We start from the raw sequence: 12,251 nt of genomic DNA, 5'->3' as shown, positions 1-12,251 counted from the left end.
TAGAAACTATGTTCTTTATTTGTTACAGAGGGATGACAAGCTGGTGAAGGTTTGGTAAAGGTTTCATGAAAGAATGATTAAGTATGGAGGCGGTTTAGAATTTTAACGAGATTACTTTTAATCCTACGGATTTGGTCGGGAGTTAACTGTAGTTCACCAGATTCTGCTTTTTCGATCACACGTTCTGCTTTGGTGACAAAAACAATTGCTTCTTCATCGATGGCTTCTTTCCGCAATTGTTTTTCACGGTAGGCATCCAAAGCCTTTTGTACATCCAAAAGTTCTTTGGAAATGCCTCCGATTGCGATATTCAATTCGACAATGTTTTCATCCATATTGAATCTGATGAATTCCCATTAACCTATACTTTAGTATCTATTGATACAAAACATCGATGAATTTTTTCTTAGCTTCCAAATGTTCTTTGAAGGTAGAAGAAAAATAATGGGATCCATCTGGTTTTAAAAGGAAAAACAATTTATCAGATTTCATTGGTCGAAAGGACGCTTCGAGTGCTGGTAAACCTGGGTTAGAAATTGGACCAGGTGGCCAACCTCCATTCATATATGTATTGTATGGTGATACTATTTTCAAATCAGACTCAAATAGTCTTTTTTTAGGTTTATCGAATAAGTACTGTATGGTGGCACAAGATTCTAAGTTTATATTTTTTTCTATTCGAGTCAGAAATACTCCAGCCATCATTGGTCTTTCTTCTTTTCGGACGGCTTCTCTTTCCACTATCGAAGCAAGTACAACTCTAAAATGTAGATCAGCAGGTTTTATACCTTTTGCTTCTGGGATGGTCTCCAATTTTTTATAAAAACGTTTGATCATCATTTCAGTGATGCGTTCTAAAGGGTAGTTTAACGGGACAGAATATGTTTCAGGAAATAAATAACCTTCCAAAGTATTGGCAGGTATATTGTATTTTGTAAGTAATGCCTGGCTTTGAGTTACTTTTAAAAATTCTTCTCTTGATGGAACGAGCTTTTTTGTGACTAAGAGATCACCTATTTGACGATTGTTATATCCTTCGGGAACTGTGAATGTGATGAGTTTGACTTTTCCGGAAATAATGACATCTAAAATTTTACGAGAACTCATTCCATCATTGATGTCATAAACACCTTGTTTGATTTTGTTTCCAGCTCGTGTAAATTTGATGAGATAATTAAAGTATACGCTAGATTTAATCATTCCAGCATTCGCTAATTCTTTTACAACACTGGAAGAAGGTTCACCAGAATCAATGATGAGTTCGTATTTGTTTTGACCGTCTCCAACGGCTCCGCCTTTGATTTCATCCACGATGAAAAAACTGATGAGTGCCAAAACTAAGAGTAAAGCAGCACCTAATCCTGAAAGTATCAGGTATTTTTTAACTTTTGAATTCATTCCTTCCCCATCCTCTGCAACTATCGACAATTACCAAATCTTTTTTAGGGTCTTACGACTGGTTCTCTCTCCAAATGGATGGAAAAAGTTTCAAACACACGTTTTTGGATCGATTCCGCCATGGCCAATAATGCTTTTGTGGTTCCATTGATATTAATTAGACCCAAACAATGGTTCGTGGAGATACCCACTCCACCTGGAAAAATATCACCTTTTTTGATTCCGGAATGTTCGATAAGCCATGCTGCCGAAAGTTTTTTGGTTCCATTGGATTCGTTATAGATTGGAGGATTAATGAATCCTAGTTTACCTGTTTGGATTAAAAATTTTTGTATCTCCGAGTCAGATAAAATTGGGTTTGTGAAAAAAGAACCAGCAGAACGAGTGTTAGGATCACTTTCATCTAATACCATGGATTTTTTCTTTCTTAAACCAATTATTAAATTTCTTAGAGACTCTAATTGTAAAGTACGTAAATTTTCATTAGTATTGAATTCTTTACTTTCGCTGATTAGAAGATCCCATTGTTTTTTGACTTCTGGATAAAGAACACAAGGTTCCTTTTGTTTTGATAGTTGGAAAGTAACAGAGCATACAATCCAATTTCGAAACTTTCCGGATTTGAATTCACTATTGCGATATGTAAAATTACAGTCTTGTTTTGAAATTGAGATTTCTCTTCCAGTTTCATCCAAACATTGAACGGAAAGTATTGTATCTTTTACTTCTTGGCCATATGCACCAATATTTTGAATCGGTGATGCACCAACTGATCCCGGGATTCCTGATAAACATTCAATTCCAGTTAACCCTTGTTTGACGACATATTCTACAAATTGGTCCCAGATGACACCGGCACCCACCTCATAAATGACAGAGGATTCATTTGCTTCTAAACATCTAATACCAGGAATTTGAATTTGTAAGACAACTCCATCAAAACCAGAATCGCGAATGATTGTATTTGATCCACCACCTAGTATCATATAAGGGAGATTTTGATTTTGGCAATAGACTAATGCATTTTTAATATCTTCTATTGTTTTGATCGATATAAAATACTTTGCCTCACCACCTAATCGAAATGTTGTAAGGGGAGCGAGTGGGATATCATTTTGGACCAACATAGTTCCAATAAAAAGTTTCCTCAAAAATAGTAAGTAAGAAAATCGGTTCTATGGGTCGATCCAAACTGAAAGTTTACGAATATTCTGGCTGTAGTACGTGTAGAAATGCACTCAAATATTTAAATTCCAAAAAAATCGAATTTGAACAAATTCCCATTCGAGAAACTCCACCCTCTGTTACAGAATTAAAGAAAGCAAAACAATACTTAGGCGATATTAAAAAACTTTTTAATACCTCTGGCAAAGATTACCGTGAAGGCAATTGGAAAGAAAAATTGGGGAAACTTAGCGAAGACCAAATTTATAAAGAACTTTCCTCCAATGGAAATTTAGTGAAAAGGCCATTTGTCGTTGGAGACGGATGGTATTTAGTAGGTTTTAAGGAAGGGGAATGGGGGGAACAGATTTAGGCGAGTTGCGTGAAATTGGTATCCCCGCCCTGATTAGGGTGGGGAACTAGACCCGCCACCCAATACGTCCTCTTTATCACATACCAACGATTCGAACAAACTGATTCGCATTCCTACAAATTATTCTTTCAAAAAGTTCATATTTGCTCGCGGATCACATCAACTTCAACTTTCAGTTTATGTTTACCACCGCCAAATAAAATGCCTTTAAGAGGCGAAACATCTGAATAATCCCGACCAATTGCTGTAATAATATATTCTTCAGTGATCAATTTTCCATTCGTTGGATCAAAATCCAACCAACCGAGAGTTGGACAATATACTGATACCCAAGCATGGGTTGCATCACTTCCCTGTAATTTTTGAGTTCCTGGAGGAGGAAATGTTTCTAAATACCCGCTAACATAACGACATGGGATTTTTAACGAACGTAAGGTGGCAATCATCAAGTGAGAAAAGTCCTGACAAACACCTTTTTTTTCCATTAACACTTGTTCTAATGGAGTATTGATATTAGTTGCTTTAGGATCATATTTAAAATTTTCAAAAATATATTTCGTTAGTTCAAGAACAGCGACATAAACTGGCTTGTTTTCACTAAATATAAATTTTGCAAAATCTGCATATGCGGATTTCGAAGAGATATATGGAGAAGGTTGAAGGAATTCAATCGCTTGTAGGTCGGCATCAAGTGTTGAATCATGGATGATTTCGTAAATACTCTCCCAAGGAGTAGATTTTGATAAATCAAAATCAAAACTTTGATGTGTTCTTACCGTTGACTCAACTACTACTTCTAAAAAACGATGAGGGTCCTCAACCGAAAATAAAAACACTTGGTTTCCAAAATAATCCCTTCTAAAGGATGACACAACTGGTTTTGGATTTACTGTCACGTGAGTTCTGTAACAATCCTGATGGTTTGTGGTTAGGGGATACATATGTGCCATGTTATGACAATAGGCTACTAAATCATCATAACTATATTTAGTTTTATGAATCACTCTAAAATCAGCCATTTGTATCACCAATTCTAGTCTGTTCTTCTGTGTAATTAAAGTAACGTGATGAAAGTGCGTCTGATAAAAGCCTTAAATATCCATGTAATTCTTCTAACCAAACAGATACTGCTGTTAATGGAGTTTCTGCTTCGAAGAAGATAGCAATATCTTTCATTTTGAAATGTGTATACAATTGCAATGCTGCTCTATCTTCCGAATAAACAACTTTTTTATCTTTGCCAGGTAAAAATTGTAAATCTCCATTGATCTGTTCCAATTGGTAGGCTAATGATCTTGGATTAGTTGTATCAAACAGTAGTATGTCTAATACAGATTCTTGGTCAATCTTTCCGGAATACCTTCGATTATATGTGAGACGTATGTCACTGATTCTTAGAAATGTCTCAAAAGAAGATTTGTCTTCAAAACTTTTCCATTGGATCATACCTTGCAACATCAGAATCATGTTAATTGATCGTTCAATTCTTCTGCCTAAGTTTAAGAAGTACCATCCTGCTTCACGACTCATATTTTCAAAAGATAAGCCAGTAAGAGATGATAAATTAACAATAATTTTTTGGAGGAAATCTATGATTTGATCATATGATTCAATATTATGAGTAGATTGATCTTCCAAATGAAGAAGGATCTTTTTCATATCATCAGACAAACGATCTCTTACTGATTTAGAAGCAATCACCAAACTCCTTAAGTGAAAACCTAAACTACCAACAATATTTTTATTAACTGTCAAACGTTGTAATTCAGGAAATGGATTAGCAAAAAGTTCACCAGAATCGTCACCCAAAAAGCCGGGGTAACTATTTGTAACATGTGTTACCAATTTTAAAATATTCTCTAAAGATTCTTTTTCATATCCATCTTCAACCTGAAGGATTTTGAATACTGCTTCTCGTATCACTCTTGTTTGATTTTCCGATCTTTCTAAATAACGAGCTAACCAAAACAAATTGTCTGCAACTCGACTTGGAACACCCGAACTTTTTCGAGAGATTAAGATTTGGTCCGATTTAGGTACAAGTAATGATTCTTCTTTTTGAGTTTCTGTGGACAATACCCACAAATCTTTACTCCAAGCTCCACGTTGGCTTGTAATAAAAAATTCATCGAGAGAAGGAGAAACTCGAACAAGACCACCTGCCATAGTTTGGTATCCAGATCCAGAAGAAGACACAAAGGTTCTCATAATGGCACGGCCAGGGCGAAACCCACTCTCACCTAACACTGGAACTGTGGCAGATTCAATCATTTCTTGGGCAATGAATCTTTTGGGAGCATAATTTAATTTTTCTAAAAAACTATCTTTTCTTTCTCCGCTGAGTTCAACAAAGGTAACAGGAGTTTCTTCATCAGTTCTAGATACTGTTTTAAAAACATATTTCTCAGGGTTTTGTAAAACCAATTGAAATTGTTCTTTGTTACCCAACCAATAAGTTGGTGCCATTGGTAGTAATAAATCTTCACCTAAGTAAAATCTACATAACTCTGAATAAAATGGTAATAACGCACGATTTTCTAAAAATCCAGTTCCAATAGGATTTGCAATTTTTACATTTCCCGAACGCACCGATTCTAATAAGCCAGGTACACCTAATAAAGAATCCCCTCTTAGTTCTAGAGGATCCATAAAATCATCGTCTACTCTGCGCAAAATCAAATCTACCTGTTGTAACCCTTCAACAGTTTTCATGTATACTTTATTCTTTCGGACTGTTAGATCTTCACCTTGTACAAGAGTGTAACCTAAATATCCGGCAAGATATGCATGTTCAAAATATGTTTCATTGGATGGACCAGGAGTTAATAAAACAATCACTGGTTCTCTTCCACTAACACCCGATAATTGAGTTAAAGATTTTCGAAGGGATCGAAAGTAAACAGCTACACGATGAACCATCGCATCTCGATACATACTTGGAAAAATTCGAGACAGAACAATTCTATTTTCTAATGAATACCCTGAACCAGATGGAGCTTGCACTCTATCATTTAAAACATAAAAATTTCCGTCAGCTGCTCGGATCAAATCGCAAACAAAAAATAAGAGTGCTGGATTTTTAGCTAAAAAATGATTTGAATCATACATCCCATCACAAGCTCGCAAAAAGGATGATTCATTGAATAATATTTCTGCTGGAATTTTTTTCTCATACAACAATCTTCTTTTGGAATATACATCACGTACAAGCGCATCCAAAAGATCTGCTCTTTGGTTTAGTCCCCTTTCTAATATTCGCCACTCTTCACTTTCCATCACCAATGGAAATAAATCGAGTTCCCAAGGTCTTTCTTTGGCTTCAATTTGTTCAGACTGATAGAGATTATAGGTAACTCCGTTTTCTCTTAAAATTCGATCAGTATCACGTCTACGGTTGATTAATTCTGCAGGACCTAACTCTTGGAAAGATTTAACTAAGAATTTATATTTATTTCGAATTTGACCATCTGCATCATACAATTCGTCATACACACCTGGTATGGTTTTATAATTGTCAATTAGATGATAGGGATCTTTTGTCATCATTACTTAGAAGTAACCATACGTAAATCCAAGGTACAAGGAAAGGCTTTATTCTCCAAACGAACAGGTGGCAAACTTTTTCCTATTTTATGTCCGTGAGTCCAAAATCGAGAAATCCTTCTGGATTCCGCTTCATAAGCATTAATTGGAATTGTTTGGTAAGATAAACCTCCAGGGTGTGAAACATGGTAAGTGCAACCTCCAAGCGAACGATGATTCCAAGTATCGTAAACATCGAATACCAATGATTGTTGTGATGGCAATTGCGGATGTAAAGTAAAAACAGGATTCCAAGCTTTAAAACGAACACCAGCAACAAATTCATTTTGAACTGAAGTAGCTTGCAAGGGAACTTCAAACCCATTACAACTGAGTTTGTATCGTTCAGGATGAAATCCTTTTATTTTCACTTGTACTCGTTCGGTAGCTGAATCTACACCTCGAGATGTACCTTGTGAAGTATTTTCTTCACCTAACACATTCCAGGGTTCAAGAGCCATTCTCAATTCTATTTCCATTCCATCTAAGTGACAAATTCCATATTGAGGAAATCGAAATTCAAAAAAAGGATCAAAATCTTTTGATAAAAATGAAAAACCTTGGTTTTGTAAATCGAAGATAACTTCTTTAAAATCCCTATAGACAAAGTAAGGCAACATATATCGATCATGTAGTTCCGTGTTCCAATTGATTGGATTTCCATAATATGGTTCTTCCCAAAACTTACAAATGATCGCCATCATAAATGCTTGTTGGACTACACTCATTTGAAAATGAGGTGGCATTTCAAAAGCTCTCATTTCAATCAATCCGAGTCGTCCAGTTGGAGATCCTGGATCAAATAATTTATCGATCGATATTTCGGTTCTATGTGTATTTCCTGTTACATCGATCAATATATTCCTTAAAAGGCGATCCAATAGCCAAGGAGGAGTTGTTTTGCTCGAATCAATTTGTTGAAAAGCAATCTTTAATTCATGTAATGAGTCATTTCGTGCTTCATCAACTCTTGGTGATTGTGAGGTTGGTCCAATAAATAACCCAGAAAATAAATACGAAAGTCCTGGATGATTTTGCCAATAGGATACAATACTTCTAAGCAAAGATGGTTTTCTTAAAAATGGACTGTCACCTGCAGTTTCACCACCTAACGTGATATGATTTCCGCCACCTGTACCAGAATGCCTTCCATCAATCAAAAATTTTTCAGCAGTGAGTCGCAACTGATATGCTTCTTCATACAGGATTTTCGTTTTTTCTACTATTTCTTCAAACTGACTCGAAGGATGAAAATTAACTTCAATCACACCTGGATCTGGAGTGATCTTAAATCGATTTAACCTTGGATCATTCGGTGCTTCGTATCCTTCGATCACAATTGGTAAATCTGTTTCCAATGCCGTTTGTTCAATGGCATATATCAAATGTAACCAACCTTCTAAGGATTGGATTGGTGGTAAAAAAACTCTTAAATTCCCATTCCTAGGTTCCACACATAGGGCCGTGCGAGTATGAATCCCACCCCATGGATAACTTACGTTAGCCATAGTTAGAGGATATTGGCTTAACTCTTTTACTTTTGGAAGTGGCGATTTTGGAGAAAATGGATCCTCAGGATTCGTATAATATGACTTTCCACCTAAAGACTGTAATGGTAATCGTAAGCCGATTGGCGAATCTCCAGGAATTAAGAACATTTTTTTCCTGCGAAATTTCCATTCATCAGATATCCAAGCCTTTTGAAAAACATCAAAATCCAATGGTAAAACATACCCTACTTCTTTATGAAGGCCTTGGTCTAAAACTTTTAAAATCCGTTTTCTTTCCAAAACATCGTAAGAATTTAAACCATCTAACAAAGATTCAGTTTCTTCCGGCAAATTAGATTCTTGCCATAAATAATATAAATTATCTTCATAAGCAGGTAAAACAGAACTAGATGGTACATTTAAGTATTTGACTAAACTTGAAACAAACTTTCTCGCATCATCTGTGTTTGCCGAACCAGTATAACGATCATCTGCAAGTAAATGAGGGTTTCTCCACAATGGTTCCTTATCTTTTCGCCAATAGGATATCATTGCCCATCTTGGAATTGGTTCTCCTGGATACCACTTCCCTTGTCCATATTGCAATAATCCTCCTTCTGCAAAATGTTTTCCCAATCGTTTGATGAGTTGTTCTGATTTGGAATACTTTTCAAATCCTAGAGCATCAAAATTCCACTCTGGGGCTTCTCTGTTTTCCGTAGAAACAAAAGTAGGTTCGCCACCAATTGTTAATCGAATATCATTCTTTTTGATTCGTTTATTGATTGAATCACCTAACTTTAGAATACGATTCCAATCTTCTTCCAAATACGGTAATGTGACTCGAGGAGTCTCCAATACACGTTCTACGTGCATAGAAAATGAAAATTCCATTTTTGCTTTTTCAGCAAATCCGTAGATGGGACCTGCTGATTCAGGCTCTGGAGTGGCCGCTAGAGGGATATGCCCTTCTCCAGTGAATAATCCTGATGTGGGATCAAGTCCCACCCAACCTGCTCCAGGTAAGTATACTTCTGCCCAAGCATGGAGGTCGGTAAAATCAACCTCTGTACCTGATGGACCATCGAGTGATTTTACATCTGCTTTTAATTGGATGAGATAACCAGATACAAAACGAGCCGCAAGTCCAAGATGCCTTAATATTTGAACGAGTAAATATGCAGAGTCGCGACAAGAACCCAAACGTTTGGAAAGAGTGACTTCCGTTGATTGAACTCCAGGTTCCATTCGTATCACATAACCGATGTCATTGTATACTTTTGCATTTAGAGCAACAAGAAATTCAACAACTCTTTTTCTTTCGACTTTGATCGACTTTAGATATGATGATAATAGTTTACCTGGTTTTTTTGGTTTGAGATAAGGAGTGAGTTCTTTTTTAAGAATCTTATCATAAGAAAATGGATAATTTTCTGCATACTCTTCGACAAAAAAATCAAATGGATTGATTACCTTTAAATCGGTTACCAAATCAACTGCCACTTGCAAAATATTGGTTTTTTCTGGGAACACCAAGCGGGCTAGGTAGTTGCCAAATGGATCTTGTTGCCAATTCAAGAATTTTTGTTCAGGTAAAATGTTTAAAGAATAGGAAACAATATGATTTTTCGTATGCGGTGCAGGTCGTAAACGAATCACATGTGGAGATAGTGATATCGATTTATCATACTGGTATGTTGTGATATGGGTTAGGGCAACTCGTATACTCATAATTAGTTGGTAAAAAATCGTTCCACAATTTTCGATCCGATTTGATTGAGTTCAATTTGAATATCATCCAGATATTCGTGTAAACCTTTGTCAAAAATAGATTTGATATTTTCAGATCGTAACTTATTTAAATAGACTGTTGTTGCATCTTGAGCAGAATTTCGAGGTAAACCTTCCTTTAATCCTGAAATTTTTTCCAATGCTTCTTGCATCTCTTGGATACAAAAGATTATCGATCTAGGGAAAGTATCGTTTAAGATTAAAAACTCTGCGATATCCGTAGGATCGATTTTTTTATACCTACGGTTGTACATCTCATGTGCACTTGCAGATTTTAGAAGTGATAACCATTGTAATAAATCTAATGTAGATCCTACATCATGGACTGATGGAAGAAGGATAAAATACTTCATATCCAAGATACGTGTGGTTTTATCTGCACGTTCTAAAAATCTTCCTAATAAAGAAAAATTCCAAACTTCATCATGAGAGATCGTAGCATCAGAACATCCATAAAAACTTTGGCAACTTTTTCGAACTGTACTCAAAAAATCCGAAAGCCCCATAGACAATGTATCTCTATGTTCTCCATTCGTTTCTAAATAGAGTTTACGATAGTCTTTTACATAGAGGTAAAATTCATTTAACACTTCCCACATGGAAGTAGAAATATTTTCACGAATCGTACGGGCATTTTCCCGTGCTTTGGATAAACATTGAAAAATAGAATTAGGATTCTCTTCATCAAAGGTCATAAACCGAATGACATTCACAGGAGATGGTTCTGAATATTTTTTAGCAAATAATTCATAATCACCTGTGGTATGCACCAATGGTAACCATTGGTTAGGAACTTCTTCATTTAAATCCAAAGACAATTGATGATTGACATCGATAAAGCGGGAATAGTTCTCCGCTCTTTCAATGTACCGATTCATCCAAAAAACTGATTCGGCAACTCGGCTTAACATAAAAACACCTTATCCTAAAACCCAGGTGTCTTTTGAACCGCCTCCCTGGGATGAATTCACAACTAGAGAACCTTTTCGTAATGCTACTCGTGTCAATCCACCAGGCATAACGTAAATATCTTTACCGTACAAAATGAACGGTCTCAAATCAACATGTCTCGATTCTATTTTATCTGAAATTAATGTGGGAACTGTTGAAAGATTTAACACTGGTTGGGCAATATAGTTTCTCGGATCTGCTTTGATCAGTTCCTTAAAATCCTCTTGTTCCTGTTTAGAAGACTTGGGTCCAATGATCATACCATATCCACCGGCACCATTGGCAGCTTTGACAACCAAGTTATGGATATTATCTAAAACATATTTTAGATCCGAATCTTCTGAACAGAGATATGTTGGAACATTTGGAATGATGGAATCTTCACCTAAGTAATATTTGATGATCTTTGGCACATACGAATAAATTACCTTATCATCGGCTACGCCAGTTCCTGGTGCATTTGCCAGGGCCACATTTCCACGTTTATATGCTTCGAAAATCCCTTTAACTCCAAGTAAGGAATCCTCACGGAAACTAGATGGATCCATAAACGTATCATCGATTCTTCGATAGACTACATCTACTTTACGAAGACCTTTTGTTGTTTTCATGTATACCTTATGGTTTTCTACAACAAGATCCGAACCTTCAACTAAATACACTCCCATCTTTTGAGCTAAAAAACTATGTTCATAATAGGCTGAGTTATAAACACCCGGTGTCCATACAGCAATCACTGGATCACTGACATCTGTTAGATTTTCTAACATGGAACGTAAGTGATATGGATAATCATAAACTTGGCGAATGTTTAATTTTTCAAAAAGTTCAGGAAAGGTTCGTTTCATCACTTCACGATTTTCCAATACATAAGAAACACCAGACGGGCATCGTAAATTATCTTCCAAAACATGAAACGCACCTGCTCCATCACGAACGAGGTCAGTTCCTGTTATATGAATCCAAATGTCTTTTGGTGGTTTTAATCCTATACATTGTTTTAGAAAACCTGTACTAGACTCTATGATGTCCCGAGGAATGATTTTATCCTTAAGGATCTTTTGTTCGCCATAAATATCATTTAGAAATAAATTGAGAGCAAGGATTCTTTGTTTTAATCCTTTTTCAATATTGATCCATTCCTCACTTGGCACAATTCGAGGAATGACGTCAAAAGGCATAATCCTTTCTTGTTCTCCGCCATCACCATACAAAGTAAAGGTGATCCCAAGTGACATTAATGCACGTTCGGCGGAACTACTTCGTTTGAGTAATTCAATCCCACCTAAACTTTCCATTTTTGTTTTCACAAAATCATAACTTTTACGTGGAAATCCTTCATTGGAAAACATCTCATCATAGATATTTTTTGCGCTATAGTCTGCGATAAACATGGGTTGGCCTCTGCTAACATAAGTAGCAATATTTGTACCAAATGGAAAAAATGTCGGGAAACCAGGAGTTTCTGGCCTATCCGACATAAGAAAAAGAATTTCAGCTGG

General features: G+C 36.1%; 9 protein-coding genes. 1 reads left to right on the top strand and 8 read right to left on the bottom strand.

Translation table 11 applies throughout. The features are described from left to right. Nucleotides 1-77: 77 nt before the first annotated feature. The 3 genes from CH354_RS05690 to CH354_RS05680 are packed head-to-tail and all read right to left on the bottom strand — an operon-like array spanning nt 78 to nt 2,525. On the bottom strand, nt 78-335 hold the full coding sequence (locus tag CH354_RS05690; protein ID WP_100725679.1) for a hypothetical protein: 258 nt from the start codon (nt 333-335) through the stop codon (nt 78-80). Between the two features lie 40 nt (nt 336-375). Then, nucleotides 376-1,398: an endolytic transglycosylase MltG gene (mltG, locus tag CH354_RS05685; RefSeq protein ID WP_100725961.1), complete on the bottom strand. Its 1,023-nt coding sequence runs from the start codon at nt 1,396-1,398 to the stop codon at nt 376-378. 44 nt (nt 1,399-1,442) lie between these two features. Beyond that, nucleotides 1,443-2,525, bottom strand: coding sequence for a UDP-N-acetylmuramate dehydrogenase (locus tag CH354_RS05680; RefSeq protein WP_100725678.1), 1,083 nt, complete (start codon nt 2,523-2,525; stop codon nt 1,443-1,445). A 50-nt stretch (nt 2,526-2,575) separates the two neighbouring features. Here CH354_RS05680 and CH354_RS05675 point away from each other — a divergent pair, with 50 nt between their 5' ends. After that, on the top strand, nt 2,576-2,935 hold the full coding sequence (locus CH354_RS05675; protein ID WP_100725677.1) for a Spx/MgsR family RNA polymerase-binding regulatory protein: 360 nt from the start codon (nt 2,576-2,578) through the stop codon (nt 2,933-2,935). Nucleotides 2,936-3,072: 137 nt separating this feature from the next. Here CH354_RS05675 and CH354_RS05670 read toward each other — a convergent pair whose 3' ends face one another. From CH354_RS05670 to CH354_RS05650, 5 genes are read right to left on the bottom strand one after another with little or no spacing between them, the layout of a single operon-like run. After that, nucleotides 3,073-3,954, bottom strand: a complete 882-nt coding sequence (locus CH354_RS05670; RefSeq protein WP_100725676.1) for a transglutaminase family protein — start codon at nt 3,952-3,954, stop codon at nt 3,073-3,075. Next, nucleotides 3,947-6,481, bottom strand: a complete 2,535-nt coding sequence (locus CH354_RS05665; protein WP_100725675.1) for a circularly permuted type 2 ATP-grasp protein — start codon at nt 6,479-6,481, stop codon at nt 3,947-3,949. The genes CH354_RS05670 and CH354_RS05665 overlap by 8 nt, the downstream gene beginning before the upstream one ends. Continuing rightward, on the bottom strand, nt 6,481-9,738 hold the full coding sequence (locus CH354_RS05660) for a transglutaminase family protein (protein WP_100725674.1): 3,258 nt from the start codon (nt 9,736-9,738) through the stop codon (nt 6,481-6,483). Before CH354_RS05660 ends, CH354_RS05665 begins: the two co-directional genes overlap by 1 nt. A gap of 2 nt (nt 9,739-9,740) precedes the next feature. After that, nucleotides 9,741-10,709 (bottom strand): alpha-E domain-containing protein, encoded by a 969-nt coding sequence (locus CH354_RS05655; protein ID WP_100725673.1) that lies wholly within the window; start codon nt 10,707-10,709, stop codon nt 9,741-9,743. Between the two features lie 9 nt (nt 10,710-10,718). Further along, nucleotides 10,719-12,143, bottom strand: a complete 1,425-nt coding sequence (locus CH354_RS05650; protein WP_100725960.1) for a circularly permuted type 2 ATP-grasp protein — start codon at nt 12,141-12,143, stop codon at nt 10,719-10,721. Nucleotides 12,144-12,251: the final 108 nt, after the last annotated feature.

The organism is Leptospira levettii, from assembly GCF_002812085.1.
GTDB classification, from domain to species: Bacteria; Spirochaetota; Leptospiria; order Leptospirales; family Leptospiraceae; genus Leptospira_A; species Leptospira_A levettii.
The sequence above is the reverse complement of the archived record's forward strand: the minus strand, read 5'-3'. Positions and strand labels throughout refer to the sequence as shown.

What these genes read in the sequence shown, in the direction of transcription:
- CH354_RS05690 (WP_100725679.1), bottom strand. Translation starts at nt 335, where the DNA reads ATGGATGAAAACATTGTCGAATTGAATATCGCAATCGGAGGCATTTCC.
- mltG (WP_100725961.1), bottom strand. Translation starts at nt 1,398, where the DNA reads ATGAATTCAAAAGTTAAAAAATACCTGATACTTTCAGGATTAGGTGCT.
- CH354_RS05680 (WP_100725678.1), bottom strand. Translation starts at nt 2,525, where the DNA reads ATGTTGGTCCAAAATGATATCCCACTCGCTCCCCTTACAACATTTCGA.
- CH354_RS05675 (WP_100725677.1), top strand. Translation starts at nt 2,576, where the DNA reads ATGGGTCGATCCAAACTGAAAGTTTACGAATATTCTGGCTGTAGTACG.
- CH354_RS05670 (WP_100725676.1), bottom strand. Translation starts at nt 3,954, where the DNA reads ATGGCTGATTTTAGAGTGATTCATAAAACTAAATATAGTTATGATGAT.
- CH354_RS05665 (WP_100725675.1), bottom strand. Translation starts at nt 6,481, where the DNA reads ATGATGACAAAAGATCCCTATCATCTAATTGACAATTATAAAACCATA.
- CH354_RS05660 (WP_100725674.1), bottom strand. Translation starts at nt 9,738, where the DNA reads ATGAGTATACGAGTTGCCCTAACCCATATCACAACATACCAGTATGAT.
- CH354_RS05655 (WP_100725673.1), bottom strand. Translation starts at nt 10,709, where the DNA reads ATGTTAAGCCGAGTTGCCGAATCAGTTTTTTGGATGAATCGGTACATT.
- CH354_RS05650 (WP_100725960.1), bottom strand. Translation starts at nt 12,143, where the DNA reads ATGTTTATCGCAGACTATAGCGCAAAAAATATCTATGATGAGATGTTT.